General features: G+C 60.1%; 18 protein-coding genes and 2 pseudogenes. 6 read left to right on the top strand and 14 right to left on the bottom strand.

The window, feature by feature from the left end:
• Positions 1-17: 17 nt before the first annotated feature.
• Positions 18-371, bottom strand: a complete 354-nt coding sequence (locus tag EX00_RS22150; RefSeq protein ID WP_047462735.1) for a carboxymuconolactone decarboxylase family protein — start codon at positions 369-371, stop codon at positions 18-20.
• A gap of 75 nt (positions 372-446) precedes the next feature.
• On the opposite strand from EX00_RS22150, the gene EX00_RS22145 reads away from it, so the two are divergent.
• Entirely contained in the window at positions 447-743 is a 297-nt protein-coding gene (locus tag EX00_RS22145; protein ID WP_047462733.1) for an ArsR/SmtB family transcription factor, read from the top strand.
• Positions 744-880: 137 nt separating this feature from the next.
• Here EX00_RS22145 and EX00_RS31545 read toward each other — a convergent pair whose 3' ends face one another.
• From EX00_RS31545 to EX00_RS22135, 4 genes and pseudogenes are all read right to left on the bottom strand, one after another.
• On the bottom strand, positions 881-1,198 hold the full coding sequence (locus EX00_RS31545) for a hypothetical protein (RefSeq protein ID WP_155294117.1): 318 nt from the start codon (positions 1,196-1,198) through the stop codon (positions 881-883).
• 378 nt (positions 1,199-1,576) lie between these two features.
• Positions 1,577-1,801 (bottom strand): inositol monophosphatase family protein, encoded by a 225-nt coding sequence (locus EX00_RS31240; RefSeq protein ID WP_080761312.1) that lies wholly within the window; start codon positions 1,799-1,801, stop codon positions 1,577-1,579.
• A 223-nt stretch (positions 1,802-2,024) separates the two neighbouring features.
• Positions 2,025-2,291 (bottom strand): annotated as a pseudogene (locus EX00_RS22140) (nucleotidyl transferase AbiEii/AbiGii toxin family protein); the annotation flags it as partial.
• A complete protein-coding gene (locus EX00_RS22135) occupies positions 2,272-3,012 on the bottom strand; it encodes a DUF6088 family protein (protein ID WP_047462727.1) in 741 nt (246 codons plus the stop codon). The pseudogene EX00_RS22140 and the gene EX00_RS22135, both read right to left, overlap by 20 nt.
• A gap of 248 nt (positions 3,013-3,260) precedes the next feature.
• Here EX00_RS22135 and EX00_RS32335 point away from each other — a divergent pair.
• A pseudogene (locus EX00_RS32335) lies at positions 3,261-3,374 on the top strand (IS6 family transposase); the annotation flags it as partial.
• A gap of 351 nt (positions 3,375-3,725) precedes the next feature.
• Here EX00_RS32335 and EX00_RS22130 read toward each other — a convergent pair.
• From EX00_RS22130 to EX00_RS22100, 7 genes are all read right to left on the bottom strand, one after another.
• On the bottom strand, positions 3,726-4,529 hold the full coding sequence (locus tag EX00_RS22130) for an SDR family NAD(P)-dependent oxidoreductase (RefSeq protein WP_047462724.1): 804 nt from the start codon (positions 4,527-4,529) through the stop codon (positions 3,726-3,728).
• 129 nt (positions 4,530-4,658) lie between these two features.
• On the bottom strand, positions 4,659-5,546 hold the full coding sequence (locus EX00_RS22125; RefSeq protein WP_052210882.1) for an NAD-dependent epimerase/dehydratase family protein: 888 nt from the start codon (positions 5,544-5,546) through the stop codon (positions 4,659-4,661).
• Positions 5,543-6,652, bottom strand: a complete 1,110-nt coding sequence (locus tag EX00_RS22120) for a Gfo/Idh/MocA family protein (protein WP_047462722.1) — start codon at positions 6,650-6,652, stop codon at positions 5,543-5,545. The genes EX00_RS22125 and EX00_RS22120 overlap by 4 nt, the downstream gene beginning before the upstream one ends.
• 16 nt (positions 6,653-6,668) lie before the next feature.
• Complete coding sequence (locus tag EX00_RS22115) at positions 6,669-7,586, bottom strand: carbohydrate ABC transporter permease (RefSeq protein WP_234709084.1); 918 nt, start codon at positions 7,584-7,586, stop codon at positions 6,669-6,671.
• A complete protein-coding gene (locus tag EX00_RS22110; RefSeq protein WP_047462719.1) occupies positions 7,583-8,488 on the bottom strand; it encodes a carbohydrate ABC transporter permease in 906 nt (301 codons plus the stop codon). The genes EX00_RS22115 and EX00_RS22110 overlap by 4 nt, the downstream gene beginning before the upstream one ends.
• A gap of 13 nt (positions 8,489-8,501) precedes the next feature.
• A complete protein-coding gene (locus EX00_RS22105; protein WP_047463003.1) occupies positions 8,502-9,425 on the bottom strand; it encodes a sugar phosphate isomerase/epimerase family protein in 924 nt (307 codons plus the stop codon).
• A gap of 176 nt (positions 9,426-9,601) precedes the next feature.
• A complete protein-coding gene (locus EX00_RS22100; RefSeq protein WP_047462717.1) occupies positions 9,602-10,969 on the bottom strand; it encodes an ABC transporter substrate-binding protein in 1,368 nt (455 codons plus the stop codon).
• A 277-nt stretch (positions 10,970-11,246) separates the two neighbouring features.
• Here EX00_RS22100 and EX00_RS22095 point away from each other — a divergent pair, with 277 nt between their 5' ends.
• The 3 genes from EX00_RS22095 (at position 11,247) to EX00_RS22085 (ending at position 13,954) form a co-directional block, all read left to right on the top strand.
• The gene (locus tag EX00_RS22095) at positions 11,247-11,888 is read left to right on the top strand and encodes a cysteine hydrolase family protein (RefSeq protein ID WP_047462715.1); all 642 of its coding nucleotides are present in this window, start codon (positions 11,247-11,249) and stop codon (positions 11,886-11,888) included.
• Between the two features lie 85 nt (positions 11,889-11,973).
• Complete coding sequence (locus EX00_RS22090) at positions 11,974-12,513, top strand: MarR family winged helix-turn-helix transcriptional regulator (RefSeq protein ID WP_234709083.1); 540 nt, start codon at positions 11,974-11,976, stop codon at positions 12,511-12,513.
• Between the two features lie 241 nt (positions 12,514-12,754).
• Positions 12,755-13,954 (top strand): amidohydrolase family protein, encoded by a 1,200-nt coding sequence (locus EX00_RS22085; protein ID WP_047462995.1) that lies wholly within the window; start codon positions 12,755-12,757, stop codon positions 13,952-13,954.
• A gap of 86 nt (positions 13,955-14,040) precedes the next feature.
• On the opposite strand, the gene EX00_RS22080 is transcribed toward EX00_RS22085, so the two are convergent.
• Together EX00_RS22080 and EX00_RS22075 are read right to left on the bottom strand one after the other, a co-directional pair.
• Positions 14,041-14,637, bottom strand: coding sequence for an amino acid synthesis family protein (locus EX00_RS22080; RefSeq protein ID WP_047462713.1), 597 nt, complete (start codon positions 14,635-14,637; stop codon positions 14,041-14,043).
• Positions 14,634-15,218, bottom strand: coding sequence for an amino acid synthesis family protein (locus tag EX00_RS22075; RefSeq protein ID WP_047462711.1), 585 nt, complete (start codon positions 15,216-15,218; stop codon positions 14,634-14,636). The genes EX00_RS22080 and EX00_RS22075 overlap by 4 nt, the downstream gene beginning before the upstream one ends.
• Positions 15,219-15,494: 276 nt before the next feature.
• Between EX00_RS22075 and EX00_RS22070 the strand changes: the two genes are divergently transcribed.
• A complete protein-coding gene (locus tag EX00_RS22070; RefSeq protein ID WP_047462709.1) occupies positions 15,495-16,496 on the top strand; it encodes a BMP family lipoprotein in 1,002 nt (333 codons plus the stop codon).
• Positions 16,497-16,510 lie beyond the last annotated feature (14 nt).

The raw sequence follows: 16,510 nt of genomic DNA, 5'->3' as shown, positions 1-16,510 counted from the left end.
TCAAATCGGCAAGGGGTTTATTCGGGCGCGGCGGCTGCGAACTGGTCATAAGCTCTCAGGGCATCCGCGGCATACATCAACGCCGGTCCGCCACCCATGTAGACACACATCGCCATCACCTCGGCGATCTCCACGCGGGTAGCGCCGAGCTGTTGCAATGCTTTGGCATGAAATGCGATGCAACCGTCACAGCGCTGGGTGACGCCTATCGCAAGCGCGATCAATTCCTTCGTCTTCTGATCGACGGCGCCGCCCATGGTTGCGGCTTTCGAGAGCGCGTGGAAGCCCTGCATGGCGTCTGGACAGATTTTGCGAATTTCAGCCGTGTAAGCCGATATGTCCTGTGTTAATTGCCGGTAGTCGTTCGACATCGCGTTGTCCTCAATTCTGATCGTAAATTCATATTAATCTGATATCATAAAAATATGAATTGTTAAGAGGGTAAAATGAACCTAGCGCAGGCCATGGAAAAGAAAGCCGGCAAGGCCACCGCTTTTCTCAGCGGTTTGGCCAACGAACATCGGTTGCTGGTGCTTTGCCAGCTGCTGCAAGGCGAACGAAACGTTACCTCGCTGATCGAGGCGACCAATATTCCGCAGACCTCGATGTCTCAGCATCTGGCGAAGTTGAAAAAGGAGGGGATCGTGGATTTTCGGCGGGATCACCGCGCGCTTTACTATTTCATCAAGGATCCGGCCGTCATCGAGATCTTGAAGGTGCTCTACGAACGGTTCTGTCGGTAGATTTCAGGCGAAACGCGATGGCACGACAAGTCCGCAGCTGTTGCCATACAGCCCTGTCGACGGGGCATGACCATCGGGATGCAGCTGCTTTTGGGAGGCGCTGGCCATGGATGCAGACTGACCGGAGCTACCAAACGCTAATTTTGCACGAGCAAGGCTGGCAAGAGATTGGCGCGAGCCGAATAATGCGGCTGGCCGACCAGATGGAAGGTTACAAGCGCATATACAAGGATCGCACCAGCGATAATTGTTAAGCCAACCAGCGGCGATCTTGGCTGCGGGTAGGCGGTTGTATGCTGTGTCGGAAGTGTCTCAGGGGCGAAGTGGCGACGCCGATCACCCATCGAGGCTGCCATCAATGGCAAAGGTAGCGACAGCTCCTTTTCAAGGCGCTCATGTCTCCTCAGATGCCCGCTGCGTTCTGCGGCAGATTTGAATGGAAGAACGTTGCTCATGTCTCATCCACGGCGTCCTATTTGGCCGTCTCCTCACGACAACCTTTATAACCCTAACCCACTTGTTTGGGAATGGTTTCGAATCGCCGGAGCCGATCCACAGCGATCGGAGGACATGCCTGCTTGATAAAACGCGGTCGCCCTCGTGCGAGGGGGCGAATTATGGACGCATCCAAAATGTCGGCGGCGCATCCTTCAAATGCCCAGCGGTTGTGTGAACAATCTATCCGCACGTCCAGTTCCGCATCTGCCAACGCTTTATTCCCGAGAAGCAGCGAGCCAAAATCTTAAATAAGCGCACTTGCGATAGCTTATGAAGAGACGTGACAATATGAAAAATGTCACGTCTCTTGCTGCGTCGGTCGCAGGTTGCAAAAACTAATCCGACGCCCATGAGGCGCTACTAGCCGATACCGGGCTCATCGGCATCGACCCAAGAATGTTGGCCGCAGCAAGAGCGAATTCTTCACTGGCGCTGGCCATGAATCCATCGACCATCTTCCCTCTTCCAGAATCATAGCGAAGAGGTTCGCCGTCCGGTTGCAAGACTGCACCGCCCACGGCACTGATCAAAGCCTGACCGGCTGCGCAATCCCATATCATCGTCGGCGACAAACGTGGATAGATGTCGTTTGGCAGTTAACCGTGAGATTGCCGCAGTTGTTTTCCCGTTTGGCACTTAATTTGAGATTCTATCGGCCGAGAATCTCAGATTAAGTGCAAAAATCCAAGATGGAATCTCAAATTAAGTGCCAAGTCTCAAATTAAGTGCCAGGCTATCTTGTTGAAACTGTTAGGGGCGGAATCTTACGGTTAAATGCAAAACGACATCCGCCTTGTAAATGCCGATGTCGATGTCCTCGGAGAAACGCTGGATCAGGCCATATGCTTTGCTGAGGCTGGTGCCGCCCTTGAAATAGAGGCCGATCGCATCGTCCTTCCGTCGGTTGAACAGGAAGTCGAGCGCCCAGCAGACGTAGAGATCCTTCTCGATATTCTCGGCCCGCGTCTCAAGATCGGACGCAGCGGAGGAGAACAGCGCTCTCTGCTCGTCCGCGCTTGAGCGAAGGACGTCAATGAAGCTCTGGCGCATGTTCATCCTTCCCATCCTGGTCCGTTGGAGTGTCTTCATCCACCGGGGGCCGCGGGTTGCGTGTTATCGTTTCTATCGCCTGGTACATCCAGGCAGGGATGGCGTGGATGTTTTCGCGCAGATCCTCGACGATCGGCTGCCTGTGCGGGCTTCGTGCTAGGTAACGGACGATACCATCGACGACAGTCTCCAGATTGGATCGCTCATCGCGAAACCAGTGGAGGGCCTGGATCACTCGCATCGCCGGCCGGCCGGCCCAAAAGGCGGTCTTTGCCGAAATGCGCTTGAAGTCCAAGATATAGATGACCGGCTTTGTGGCCTTTGCGTCGCCGGCATTGGCCTCGATCTCGATGGTTCGTGGGTACGTGTCCGCATAGATCGTGGACCGGGCCGGAACGGCCGTCGTCAGGCCAAGATCGTTGGCCGCCGTCATCCCGTCGACGCAAACACGAAGCTTGTCGCGCCGTGCGATCGCATCGATAAATGAGACGCGTGGCGGGAACACCATCTTGCCGGTCAGCTGGCTGATATCCGGCTTGTCATAGAGACCGCGATGAGGGCGTCGGATGTCGCCGCGGCTGGTGAGCCTCTGCAGCGCCTTTTCGACGGCGTTTGGTGTTGCGATATCGAGGAAATCGGCACGCGACCAAACGCCCGAAGGTGCCGCGTCGGCAATCCGTTGGTGAATGCGTTCGAGAGTGTTAGATGTGGGATCCGGCATGGCTGTCCTATCTTCTGACCGAAGATTATATACAAACGTTGGTCACTAGCAATCGATATACTCGCACTGACCAATAATTATATCTAAATATTGGTCAGTTGACTGAATGCAGAATTCGGCTAAAGGGTGTGTTGCTCCCAATCGCTGCACACACCGGAGAGAACGAGGCCTCCACAGTCGGGTGTAACGTCGCCCTGTCGGGCCGGGCTGTTGGCTACGCAGAAGCCTCGGCGCGCGAGTCTTCTCCTCACCAGAGCGTGAGGCTCTGGGCGAAGAAATTCGGCCGGCATTTCGCCAATGATATCCGGAAACGGTCGGCTGGCAGGCTCGGCGACAAATGGCACCTCGACGAGGTTGTCATCTATCATCAACTCGAAGCGCAGCACCTCTTCATCAATCTGTGATGTCCAGGCAGGGACTCAAGCCGAATACCTATCTTTCATATTCCTCGCCACGACATTCCATCCGTCCACCATCGCGAACTGCGGGCAGCTGCCATGAATGCGTGGTGCCAAATCGGGTGCCTTCACGCCGCCTGAGGAAAAGCGCCAATCCAAGATCTTGTCTTCGTCGTGTTAAGTTTACGATGCCCTTCGTGATGAAGCCAGGGTTCAAGGGCATCTGGCGCGTGATCGAGACCACCCGGAAGCTTTGGGTGCAGAAGGATTGAGGCCGTAAGCTTGGTCTACAAAGCCGATCCGGTAATGATGTCATCAAACGAAGCGCGGAAAGCTCGTCGCATCCGGGGCATTGGCCCAACTCTGCAGCGTCTGGCCGCCGTCTATCAGCCAGTCGACACCCGTGATGTGACGAGCGTCGTCAGAGGCGAGGAAGGCGACGGCGGCGGCGACGTCTTCCGGCTGGCCGATACGGCGTAGCGGGATGCGGTCGGCGAAGTGGCGGATCCCCGCCTGGTAGGTGGCTTCATCCTCTGCCGGCACGCCGAGCCGAGTTTCGATAACGCCGGGGCAGATGGCGTTGACGCGGATCCCATAGGGGGCGGCGTCGAGCGCGGCGATGCGCGTCAGTCCGACCACGCCATGCTTGGTGGCAGCATAGCCCGCGCCGCCAGCAAGCACGTCCCAACCGGCCATGGAGGAGCCCATGTTGACCACCGCGCCCTGAACCTTGCCTTCGATCATGGCAGCGAGCGTGGCACGCAGCACGTAGAAGATTCCGTTCAAATTGATGTCGACGATACGATGCCAGTCGTCGATCGGGAGCTGATGGATGGGAGCAACGGTGCCGGAAATGCCTGCATTGTTGAACAACACGTCGATCCGGCCGAAATGGCGTGCGACGTCCTTCACCATAGTCTCGGCAGCGGCCGGAGAGGCGACATCGACAGGGAAGGCTTTTGCCCGCGTGCCGAACTCGCCAGCCAAGGCTTCGGCCCGCTCCGCGTTCAGATCCGTGATCGCTACCAGAGCGCCTTCGGCGATGAAGCGGCGCGCAGCCGCCGTACCGATGACGCCCGCCGCTCCAGTGACGAGCACGACCTTGTCGTTGAACCGCATCGTTATTTCCTCTCTATTGTTGTCGTCCGTCTCTGCGAAGACGGCCGTCCATTTGGAAAAGTCGCCAGCCAGTTTGCACCCGGCCAATCTTTATTCTGTAAGTTCTCCTGCCTTCAGCGTTTGCCTATTTCAGCCAAGGTCTTCAGGCCGTAGCGCCCAATCATGCTTCACTGGTGTGGGATAATCGCGCCATGAAAAATGCGGCGCAAAGCCGAGCGCTTGCCGTGCCGCGTTTGTGTCGATGAACGCGGCCGTCCCATCCAGCGGCGTCCTGATCGGTGTGTCGGGATAGGCCTCGGCCGCCAGTTCGGCGCTTGGTCGTTCCATGTAACTGTCGGCGGCGCTGAGGAAGAGGCGCAGATGTCCCTCGACGGGCCGCTCCACCGCCGCCACGAAGGCCGCCGCCGCATCGCGGGCGTCGAGATAGGCCCAAAGGTCGCGCGCGGCTTCCGCCTGCCGGCGGCGCGGGCCGACAGATGCGTGGAAAGTCTCGGGCGTCTGGATCCAGGGCATGCGCAGGCTGACGGCGGAAAAGACACCACGCCTAGCCGCCGCCTCCACCATTTCCTCGCCCAGCCATTTTGTGACGGCATAGACGTCCTGCGCCCCCGGCGGATGGCCTTCGTCGACGGGCAGATAGGGCGGCACGACTGCCTTCTCGAAGAAGGGATAGCCGAGCACGCTGAAGGACGAGGCGTAGACGAAACGGGGGATACGCGACAGCCGCGCGGCCTCTACCGCCGCATACATGGCGGCCATATTGATGCGGAAGACATCCGCCGCCGCCCGGCCTGTCGGCCTCGGAATGGCGGCGATATGGACGAGTGCGTCCATCCCCATTGCAAGCTCTGTCACCACGGCCAGCGCGTCCGCTTCGCCGGTGACATGCGTCCATGCCGCGTTCTCCCGCGGTGGAGCAAGGTCAAGCCCGGTGACGGCATGACCGGCCTGAACCAGCGCCTCGGCTACGTGCCGGCCGAGAAGACCGCTCGATCCGGTGACGAGGATACGGCTCACGCGCCGGCTCCTTCAGCGGTAAGGGCTTTGACAGGAAGCGCCTCGATGATGCGGGCGGCGAGCTCAAGGTCGTCCAGACCGCCCTGTAGCGGCGTGAGCGGCGTGGCCTTTCCCGCGATGCAGGCGATAAAATGCTGCCATTGCTTGCGAAAGGCCGTGTCGGGCGTGCTGGACAGGCTGCGCTCGCTCGGGTTCTGGCCTGCTGCCTCGCGCAGGCGCACGGTGGCCGCCGCATTGCGCACGTAGGGGTTTTGGAATTCGATGCGCATCTCGTCGGTCTCCCCGTGGACGGTCATCCACTCGTCCCACCATTCATATTGCGCGCCGAAGGCAATTTCCAGAAGAGCGGGCACGTGGTCCGGGAAGCCGAGCACGGCCAGAAGATGCGTCGGCCCGACGGCCTGGGCATAATCCACCCGCTCGGCCACGCCGAAAGCGCCGCGCAATACGGCGAGATCATGACTGCCAAGCATCAGCAGCGTCATGTAGAGATCGTGATAGGCAGCGTGGTTGTCGCCCAGTGCTTCGGTGACGCGAGCTGCGACCTCGGCCTGGGTACTTTTGAGGAGCGCCGGATCGACGTCGGTGCCGCGTATCTGTGTATAAAGCTGCTGGTAGCGATCGAAGCGGCCGGCGAAGTCGTGGACCTGGATCATCTTCGGCCGGCCGATGCGGGCAAGCTGTTCGAGACCCAAGCGATAGCCCGGATCGTAGAGCTTCATATAGCCGATGATTGCGACAAGACCACTCGCCTCGGCTGCCGCAACCAGCGGTCGGGCTTCCTCTGCCGTGAAGGCCAGAGGCTTTTCGACGATGAAATGTTTGCCGGCTTCGATGGCAGCAGTGACAACCGGACCATGATCGAACGTGCAGATGACGACCGCATCGACGGCCGGGTCGGCGAGAAGGTCGTGATAGTCGCGATAGCGGGTTGTTACGGCGTATTGCGCGCCCAGTGCGTCGAGCACAGTCTCCGACAGATCGCACAGCGCGGCGATCTTCAACTCCGGTAGTTCGTGGATGATCGGCAGGTGCATAAGCTGGGCGATTTCGCCGCAGCCGATGACGCCAATGCCGATCGGCGCGCGGATGATGGTTTGGCTCATGGAGAAGGGCTCCGTCTCATGCTTTCACCGCGCCGGCCGTCAGTCCGGCGACGAACTGCCGCTGCATCAGCACAAAGACGACGATCACCGGCAGGGTCGTGATCGTCAGCGCCGCAAAATAGAGGTTCCACATCGAGCCGTATTGCTGGAAGAAGGCGACAAGGCCGAGCGGAATGGTCTGCACCGCCGGATCGCGCAACAGCAGGAAGGCGAGGAAGAAATCGTTCCAGATCTCGATGAAGCCGAAGATGGTGACGAGCGCCATCCCTGGGCGCACCAGGGGCAGCATGATCAGCCATAGGATCTGAAACCGGCTCGCTCCATCCATGCGGGCGGCGTCTTCGAGCTCCATCGGCAGGGACAGGAAGAAGCTGCGCAGGATGAAGATCGAGAGCGGCAGGTTGGCCGCCGCATGAATCAGCGCGATGCCAAGCCGGCTGTTGATGAGGCCGAGATCGCGCGCGGTCATGAACAGCGGAATGGCCATGACCTGCGGCGGCACCAGCATGGCGGCAACGACCAGGGCCAGAACAAAGTTGCGCCCGCGAAAGGCAAGCCGCGAAAGCGCATAGGCCGCTGGTGTTGCGGATGCGACAAGCAGCGCCAAGGCGGTGGCGGTCACGACGGCGCTGTTGACGATGCGCGCACCCATGCCGGAGCCTCGCCAGGCTTCGACATAGTTTTGCCAGACGAAGCCTGAGGGTGGTCCCCAGATATTGGCGAGGATTTCGTCCTTGGTCTTCAGCGAGCCGAAGAGCACCCAGGCAAGCGGATAGAGCGTTTCCACAAGCACAAATGCGAGCAGTGCATAGACGAGGATGAGTTCACCCAACGAGCGGCCGTCGACGCGATCCTGCCACCAGCTCCGGCTGGAGGATCGTCTATTCTTGCGGCCCGCGGCAAGCGGAAGGGGAGAGCGGAGTGTCATACTCATAGATCCACCTTCGAGCGGCGCATAAGGCCGAGAAGCGCCACGCAGGCGAGAGCGACGATGAGGAACAGAGCATAGCCCATGGCGCTGGCATAACCCATATTGCCGTCCTGGAAAGCGGTCTTGACCATCAGCGTCATGACGACCTCTGTTGCGTGGTTCGGGCCGCCTTGGGTCAACACTTGCACGATATCGAAATTGCGCACGAAAGCGCCCGAGAGGCCAAGGATGACATTGATCAGAACAACCGGCATCATCAGGGGCAGTGTCACATGGCGAAATCGGGCAACCGGCCCGGCGCCGTCGAGGCGGGCGGCCTCGTAGAGATCTTGCGGGATCGTCTGCAGGCCGGCGAGATAGATCACGGCATGAAAGCCCAGCCATTTCCAGATGTCGACGGCGATGATGGAATAAAGTGCGATATGAGCGTCGCCCAGCCACGATTGTTGCAAGCCTGACAGGCCGAGAAGGTCGAGCGCGGCGTTCAGAAGGCCGAAGACCGGATTGTAGATCCAGGACCAGAGCAGCCCGGTGGCGGCAAAGGAGAGGGTCACGGGAATGAAGACCGCCGCACGGATCGGTCCGCGCAGGAACAGCGCCCGGTCGAGCAGCATTGCAAGCCCAAGGCCGAGCAAATTCTTGAAGATCAGGATCGCGACCACGAAAATCAGGTTGTTCTCCAGCGCGCCGAGGAACAGGCTGTCGCGCAGGAGCTTGAGGTAATTGCCGGCGCCGATGAACACCGGCGGGGAAAACCCGTCCCAGCGCGTCAAGCTGATCCATAGGCCCCGGGCGAAAGGCCAGAGAAAGAATAGCGAGAAGAGCACGGCCGCTGGCGCCAGCATCAGCGTCGCCACCATGCCGTCACCGTCGAGCCGGATGCGTCTTTTCGCCGTCACAGCCATCTCGCTCGTCCCTTCAGGCCTTGGTGGGGTTAAGCGTGAGGCCGAGCGTGCCGGTCAGATAGGCGATGCTTTCGCGCGCGCTCTGCTCCGCCGTCTTCTGCGAGGCGTCGAGTTCGACGAGGGCGAGCCCTTCGTAGTCGGCGTCGAGAAGGACATCGACGAGGCCGGGCAGATCGACCACCCCGGCGCCGAGTTCGCAGAAAGCGGCGTAGCGTTCCGGCCCGACCAGGCTGTCGTCCACCTTGGTGTCCTTCAAATGCATGTAGCGCACCGCCGAGATGTAGGTCTTCAGCGCAGCCACCGGATCGGAATGAGTCTGGGCGAGGTGGGCGGGATCGATGCACAGTCCAGCATGGTGGGTGTCGAGTTCGTCCATCATCCGGTCGAGCTGGTCTCGACGTTCGATGAACGTGTCGAGATGTGGATGGTAGACGGTAGCAATGCCAAGATCGGCCGTGCGGCGGCCGATATCCTCAAGCGCCCGGCAGAAGACTTTGTAGTCTTCTTTGCCATGCCTGCTGCCGGAGGCCTCCGAGGGGCCGCCGCCGAGGACGAGGACTGGTGCGCCGAAGCCTTTGAGCAGACGGGCAAGCGAAATGAGGCAGCCGCGTTCATACTCCCACAGCACCGGATTGACGAAGGTGGCGTTGACGTAGAGCGAGGAGAGACGGATGCCGAGATCGCTTTGTGCCTCGGACAACAGCGCATAGCGGCGCAGGATATCAGTATCCGTCGTCACGCCTGATGGTGCGAGATCGCCGAGTTGCATGTATTTGCGGGCGAACTGGTCGGAGAGGCTGGTGAAAGCGAGGATCTCGAACCAGCCGAAGCCTTCGCCGGCGAGAAATTCCAGCGCGGGACGCAGAGGCTGGCCGGTGAGATCCCAGCTGTTGAGGTGGTAACCGATCGAGAAACGCTGTCGGGCGGAACGGGTCATAGGCTCTTCTTTCTTCTTCTGCCGCGTTTTCTTGCGGCCGATACGGGGATGCGAGAGCATTGCTCGGGGCGTCCGCCGGCACGGAGAGTCATGCCGGCGGACGAGGCAAGCCATGGCGGCGGATCAGGGGTTGGGAGGGCCTTTTCACCCGCCGCCGGACTTACCGAAATTGGCAATCAATCCTTCGGTGGCCAGTTGCCGTCGTCGACCAGGGTCTTGAAAGCGGCCCGAACGCTTTTTGCGGCATCTTCGGGCGTCGCCGTGCCGCCGACGACGCCGGCGATCCCGGAAGCCACGGCCGTCGTCACCTCGCTCGGCCAGATCCAGTCGAGGAACTTGATCGTATTGGGGAAGGTGGTGGCGCGCAGATCCTTGGCATAGGCCTCATCCACGCCGTCCACGCCCTTGATCGAGGTGGCGATCGGCTGGTCGGCGGCGAGGTAGATCTTCGCGACCTCGGGCTTGGTCAGATAGGCGATGAAATCGAGCGCAGGCTTGACCTTTTCTTCCGGGATGGAGGCCGAAAGACACATGCCGTTGTCAGCGCCTCCGCCATGCTTCGGATCACCCTTGGTGCCAGGCATCTTGGGGAAGGGGAAGACACCCCAGGCAAAGCCCTTGACGTTCTCCTTGAGCGAGGGGATTTCCCAGGTGCCGCCGTAATACATGGCGCTCTTGCCACTGGCAAAGGCGGCCCGCATGCCTTCCATGTCGACCGATAGCGAATCCTTCGACAGGATGCCATCGTCCACCCATTGCTTGACCAGGCGGAAGGCTTCGACACTCGCTGCGTCGTCGAAAGGCTCCTTGCCTTCGAGTTGCGACTGGGTAAGGCCGACCGGGTCGCCGCTCGACTGGGATATGGTTTCGAAGAACCACATGGGCCACATGACCGCATTCGCGCCCTGGTGCAGAAGCGGAATTACGCCGGCCTGTTTCAACTTCGGTACGGCGACCTTTAGGTCTTCATAGGTCGGCGGCGTGGGGATACCGAGTTTCTTGAAGAGATCGGCATTGTAGAAGATCGTCGAGGTCGAGAGCGAACTGATCGGCACGCCGTAGAGCTTGCCGTTGATGGTGAAAGCGCCAAAGCTTGCCTGGTCGACATTGCCAGCGAAGGGCTTCGCCTCCTCCTCGGTGATCGGGCGAAGGAGGCCGCGACGCACATAGGCGCCATTCACCCAGAAGGCGGAGCAGGCAACGAGGTCCATCTCCTGGCTGGAGAGCTTGGCGGTCATCATCCGCTGCAGAGAGCCGGATTGTGGCCCCTGTGCATCCCATTCCACGGCGGAGACTTCGGGATGGGCTTTAAGAAAACCGGAGACCACTTCCTCGCGGATGCGAGTCTGTACCTCAGGCTGTTCGCGTGGTGCGAGGACGTCGAGCGACGAACCGCCGAAGACCTTGAGCGTGATGCCATCGGCTTCCGCCGCGATCGGCAGAAAAGCGACGGAGAGCCCGAGCGCGATCGCCAGCAGACGGTTTGCCCATGTGATGCGTGGGCGTTGAGGTATGCAATGGGAGACAGGCAAAGAATCAGGCATGACGGAACCCCTCTTTGTGCTTGCGTTCGACGCGTGGCGTCGCGACCATATCGTTGATGGTCATATGAGTAAGGATCAAGGATTATCGCTTGTCAAGTGAATTGAAACGTGAAGTGATGATGCCTGAAACATCACCAGGAATGCCAGAAAATCGGCAAAATTAGCCAAATTCATAGAGGTGGTGGAGAAAGTTCTTGACTTTGCGTGCCTTCACTTGCTTGTTTGATCATCAAGTAAATTGTTGCGCTATTCCACCTTCGCGAACAGGAAGCCGACCATGCCGCTCGACGTCTTTTCTGCTCATCTCAATCAACATGAGGTCCGCCTGAACCCCAAGCGTGCAGCGTTGCTGGTGATCGACATGATCAACGAGTTCTGCAAGCCTGGCGGCAAGATGGTGCTGCCGGGCTATGAGGCGCTCTTGCCGGCGCAGGTGGCGCTGATTACGGCGGCGCGCGCGGCGGGTGCGCCGGTCATTTGGATACATGACGCCCATCGTCCGGGCATGCGCCATGAGCGCGAATGGGCCAAACGCACGCCACATAGCCTGGAAAACACCTGGGCCACCGAGATCATCGAGGATCTGGGCGCACGGGCGGACGAGATACACGTCATCAAACGGCGCTATTCCGCCTTTTTCCAGACGGATCTGGATCTGACCCTGAAAGACATGCAGATCGACCAACTCGTCGTCTTCGGTGTCGTCACGAATATCTGCGTACGCTCGACGGTGCATGACGCCTTTTTCAACGGCTATGAAGTCGTTGTGCCGGCAGATGCCTGTGCCGCGACCGGTTCGCGCGAGCAGGAAAGCTCGCTCTACGATATCGCCACGCATTTCGGGGTCGTATCAGATGCGGAAAGTGTGGTTGCCTCGCTCAACCGTGGAGCGGCAATCAGCAATATGATTGCGGCTTGATTGAGTGGAGAATACCCTTTCTCATGGACATGAAACAGGACGGCTGGCGGCACCGCCGGACGTAGGCAGCCGAACGGAACCGGATTTGAGCAAACTCGATACGATGAACCAGATCTCCACGGAAAGCGGCGCGAAAACGGCAGTTGAAGCGCCGGCACTTGGACATGAGGAGATCCTTGCCTATTATGCACGCACCGGTTATGCGCTCGAACATCATCCGGCTCATCTCCTTCGCCGGGCGCATCAGCGTGCCACCGCCTGCTTCCAGGAGATCATGCCGGTTGGCGATCTGACACCCACCCAGCACGCGGCACTGGCAACCCTTCTGAAGCATGGCGAGCTGTCGCAGAACTATCTCGGTCGCATGACCCAGATGGATCCCTCAACGATCAGCCTTGTTGTCAAGGCGTTGATGAAACGGGGACTTATCGCGCGCAAGCGATCCGATACCGATCAACGCATGACCATGATCACCCTGACGAATGCGGGCGTTCAGTTCACGCTCCCCTTGCTGGATCTGAGCATGGAAGTCGCGCGCCGGCTGCTTTCGCCGTTGACGCCTGGAGAGCAGGCGACGCTCCTCGATCTTTTGAATCGCATCGGCGGATCGGAGACGACAGAGTAGAGGGGCGCCGTTGCGGCATGCTCCGGCAGCGCCGGCAACCTTGCCCTGTCCGGCGCTAAAGCATGCCGGTGAAGAAAATCTTGATACGCTTAAAGGCGTATCGGCCCGATAAACAGTGAGGAACGCATAACGGCCCGCACGGCTGCTCTGCCGTGCGATGGAAGAGGCGCGTCCAAATCGTCGGGCAAATCGAAAATATTGCCACGGACCAAGTCCGGAAATCAGACCGAAGGACTACATGATGCCGCATTCTTCCAACCCAGCCGGCGGCCCCGACCGCCTCGTCATCCGCAATCTCGGCCTCGTGCTGACGGGCGATCTTGCGGCTCCGATCGCCAAGGCCGATGCGATCCTCGTGGAGCACGGGAAGATCGTCGCAGTCGGACGCGAGAAGGACATGACGCTGTCCGGGGCGATGCGTGTGATCGACGCCAAGGGGTCGTCGATCATGCCGGGGATGATCGATAACCATGCCCATCCCGTGATGGGCGACTGGACGCCGCGCCAGAACCAGATCGGCTGGATCGACTCCACCCTGCATGGCGGCGTGACGACGCTGGTTTCGGCCGGCGAGGTGCATGTGCCTGGCCGGCCGCACGATGTTGTCGGGGTCAAGGCGCTGGCGATCACCGCACAGCGCGCCTTTAGTGCCTTCTCGCCCTCTGGCATGAAGGTCCTCGCCGGTGCGTTGATCCTTGAACACGGGCTGACGGAGGCGGATTTCCGCGAACTTGCCGCCGCCGGGATCACGCTGGTCGGAGAAGTGGGCCTCGGTGGAGTCAAGGATGGACCGACGGGCCGAAAGATGATCGACTGGGCTCGCCAGAACGGCATGACCTCCATGACCCACACGGGCGGCCATTCGATCCCCGGCTCTGCTCGCATCGGAGCGGAAACCGTGCTGGAAGTCGATGCGGATGTCGCCGCGCATCTCAACGGCGGGCCGACTTCCTTACCGGAATCGGAGCTGAAGCTGATCTGCGAGGAGAGCCGTCGCGGACTGGAAATCGTGCACAATGGCAACATGCGCGCCGCCCTCTTCGTGCTCGACACGATCCGCAACATCGGTGCGCTCGACCGCCTGGTGCTCGGCACCGATGGGCCGGCGGGCTCCGGCGTTCAGCCTCTCGGCATGCTGCGTCTTGTCACCATGCTTGCGTCGCTCGGAAACGTTGCGCCGGAGACGGCGATCTGCTTTGCCACAGGCAATGTCGCCAAGCTTCGCGGCCTTGAGGATCGTGGCCGTATTGCGCCGGGCCTTGCCGCTGATCTCGTCTTTATCGATCAGGCGATGGGCGGGGCAGGCGACGGTATGCTCGACAGCATGACGCTCGGCAACATGCCGGGTATCGGCATGATCCTCGTCGACGGCGTTCCGCGCATCGGGCGCAGCCGCAACACGCCGCCCTCTATCCTCGTGCCGGAACTCATGGCCGGGTGAGAAGCAAGAAGAGGCAATGCAAGCGCCGTATGTTCTGTTCGAACTGCGGCACTTCGTTCTCTTCCGGCATATCGCTGAGAGGCGGCTTAGATGACACCATCCTTGCCTTGGACTTTGTCCTTGGTCAGCCCGCCGACACGCGGATGAGGGCGTCCGGAGTCGGTGACGACGATCGCGACCGCGATCTCGTTAGCGCGCGGAGCGTCGGGTACGCGCACCTCCATGCCATCGAAATGGCTGCGCACGCGTGCGGCATCCTTGTGGCCGAGCGGTACGTCGAAGGGGGCGCCAGGTCCGCCGCGTTTTTTGGAGGAGGGGATAAGAGCTGCGCCGCCGCCGAGTACATCGCGAAATGGCGCGCCAAGCTCGGGGTGCAACAGGGCCGCCGCATGTTCCAATTCGCCATCCTCTCCGACCAGCGCGGCCTTGCCGAAGCTTTCCACCTCATGGCCGGCGATCCCGAGGGCCGCGACCGCCCGCTCGGGCAGGAGCCGGCCGAGCACCCGACCGACGTGCATTAGTGGTGAAAGATCTTCCACATATCGGCCGGCGAAAGGGTTCTCGATCACCGCGACCGAGGCTGCGCGCCGCGTTGGCGTATCGAGCTTCCTGCCGCCCTCGATCAGCGTTTCCTCCATCACCGTGATAATCCGGCGCAAGCCAATTTCCGTATGTTTGCTCATCGCAGGCCATCCTCGCCCTTGATCTCGCTCGTCTTCAACCCGCCGACACGAGCATGAATGCGCGGGCCAGTCGTCATGGTAAGCGCGACCACCATTTCCTTCGCGCGGGGCGCGTCGTTGATGCCGACTTCCACCGCATCGAAATGGCTACGGACGTAGGAGGCGTTGATATGAGTGACTGGAACATCGAGCCGTGTACCAGGACCGCCGACCTTTTTGGTCGAGGGGACGATGGCCTTGGCGTCGCCGAGGAGTTCGCGCATGGCGTAGCCGCCCGGATTGTGCCAGAGCGCCGCATGCTCCAGCTCGCCGCCGGCGCCGACGATCGCCCCTTTGCCATAGCCTTCCACGACGGTGGGATCACCACCCAGTGCGTCAATCATCCGGCGGGCCATTTCGAGCCCCAGCGGTTTCAGTGCTTCCATGAAGGCGGCGATCTCCTCCACGTAGGATCCGGCGAAGGGGTTCTCGATGACGGCCAGCACAGCCGCGCGCTTCAGCGGCGTTTCGGCCGCTGGGCCGCCTTCATGAAAGATTTCATCCACTGAGACGACAAATTTGCGCACTACGACGTTCGCCATGAACTTCTCCAAAACTTGTTAGAGTATTAACAATCCACTCCGGCTCGAATTTGTCAAGTGATCAGAGGGGAAGGGTAGGGGCTTTGTTACGAAGAGCCGCATTCGGCGGCCAATGCATGATAATATCCGACATTTTCGCCTTGTGACAAAGACCCAAGAAAAGGATTGACAAGCCGCCGGACACCAAACAATATTCGTATGACCATCAAATAAATCGGCGATCAAAGACTGATGTGGTGGAACCGCCGATAAGGCTACCAGAGGGATCGAACCGCTATGAAGATTTTCACTCGCTTTTTGGCGGCCGGCGTCGTGCTGGCTGCTTCAGCTCTACCGTCCTTTGCTACTGAGAAGGTGCATGTGGCCGCGATTTCCGGCTATTTTGCGCAAGGCTTCGGCGTCTCCATCGTCAACGGACTGAACAAAGCCAAGGATGAATTCGGCATCGATCTGAAGCTCGTCGATACCGGCAACCGCGCCCTCGATTATGAGGAACAGTTCACCAACCTCGCCAAGAGCGGCCAGTACGATCTTATCTTCGTCATGGGATGGGAATTGGCCGATGCGCTACAGAAGGTCAGCGCCGCCTATCCGAACCAGCGCTTCGTCTTCATCGACGGCGTGCTCGACAGCAAAAAGATGATCTATGCCAATTTTGCCGAGGAGCAGGGCTCCTTCGTCGCCGGTGCTTTGGCCGGCATGGTCGAAGACATGGGGCCGAAATTCGACAAGATCGGCGACGGCAAGGCGATCGGCTTTGTCGGTGGCCGCGACATTCCCGTTATTCGCAACTTCCTCGGCGGTTACGAGCAAGGCGCAAAATATGCTGCGCCGGATGTGAAGGTGAACTCGGTCTTTGCCGGCACCTTCGATGACCCGGCCAAAGGCAGCGAGCTTGCCATGACGCTCTATGGTCAGGGTTCTGACATCGTCTACAACGTCGCCGGCCCGACGGGCGAGGGCGTGATGCAGGCGAGCGCTACCGCCGACAAATATTCGCTTGGCGTCGATATCGACATGTGCGGCAGCGCGCCGGGCAACGTGCTCGCCAGCATGCTGAAGCGCGGGGATGTCGCGGTTTACGCGATCATCAAGGACGAGGTGGAAGGCCGAAAGGTCACTCCCGGGACGCGCACCTTCGATCTGGCCTCCGGTGGTGTCGAGGTCAAGCTCTGCCAGGACGTGGCCGCGAAGCTTCCGGCCGAGATCAAGGACAAGCTGGCGGCACTGCAAAAGGACGTCATTGCAGGCAAGATCCAGATCGCAAAGGCGAAGTGATCGGGGCGAAGTGA

This window comes from Martinezella rhizogenes (assembly GCF_000799715.1).
Taxonomy (GTDB): Bacteria; Pseudomonadota; Alphaproteobacteria; order Rhizobiales; family Rhizobiaceae; genus Rhizobium; species Rhizobium rhizogenes_C.
Note: the sequence above shows the minus strand (reverse complement) of the source record. Positions and strands in the feature narration are given on the sequence as shown.

Coding starts and splice junctions, on each gene's coding strand:
- EX00_RS31545 (WP_155294117.1), bottom strand. CDS start 1,198: ATGAGCAACGTTCTTCCATTCAAATCTGCCGCAGAACGCAGCGGGCAT.
- EX00_RS22115 (WP_234709084.1), bottom strand. CDS start 7,586: ATGAGTATGACACTCCGCTCTCCCCTTCCGCTTGCCGCGGGCCGCAAG.
- EX00_RS22075 (WP_047462711.1), bottom strand. CDS start 15,218: ATGGCGAACGTCGTAGTGCGCAAATTTGTCGTCTCAGTGGATGAAATC.
- EX00_RS31240 (WP_080761312.1), bottom strand. CDS start 1,801: ATGATATGGGATTGCGCAGCCGGTCAGGCTTTGATCAGTGCCGTGGGC.
- EX00_RS22145 (WP_047462733.1), top strand. CDS start 447: ATGAACCTAGCGCAGGCCATGGAAAAGAAAGCCGGCAAGGCCACCGCT.
- EX00_RS22110 (WP_047462719.1), bottom strand. CDS start 8,488: ATGGCTGTGACGGCGAAAAGACGCATCCGGCTCGACGGTGACGGCATG.
- EX00_RS22085 (WP_047462995.1), top strand. CDS start 12,755: ATGCCGCATTCTTCCAACCCAGCCGGCGGCCCCGACCGCCTCGTCATC.
- EX00_RS22080 (WP_047462713.1), bottom strand. CDS start 14,637: ATGAGCAAACATACGGAAATTGGCTTGCGCCGGATTATCACGGTGATG.
- EX00_RS22120 (WP_047462722.1), bottom strand. CDS start 6,652: ATGAGCCAAACCATCATCCGCGCGCCGATCGGCATTGGCGTCATCGGC.
- EX00_RS22105 (WP_047463003.1), bottom strand. CDS start 9,425: ATGACCCGTTCCGCCCGACAGCGTTTCTCGATCGGTTACCACCTCAAC.
- EX00_RS22150 (WP_047462735.1), bottom strand. CDS start 371: ATGTCGAACGACTACCGGCAATTAACACAGGACATATCGGCTTACACG.
- EX00_RS22135 (WP_047462727.1), bottom strand. CDS start 3,012: ATGCCGGATCCCACATCTAACACTCTCGAACGCATTCACCAACGGATT.
- EX00_RS22070 (WP_047462709.1), top strand. CDS start 15,495: ATGAAGATTTTCACTCGCTTTTTGGCGGCCGGCGTCGTGCTGGCTGCT.
- EX00_RS22095 (WP_047462715.1), top strand. CDS start 11,247: ATGCCGCTCGACGTCTTTTCTGCTCATCTCAATCAACATGAGGTCCGC.
- EX00_RS22100 (WP_047462717.1), bottom strand. CDS start 10,969: ATGCCTGATTCTTTGCCTGTCTCCCATTGCATACCTCAACGCCCACGC.
- EX00_RS22130 (WP_047462724.1), bottom strand. CDS start 4,529: ATGCGGTTCAACGACAAGGTCGTGCTCGTCACTGGAGCGGCGGGCGTC.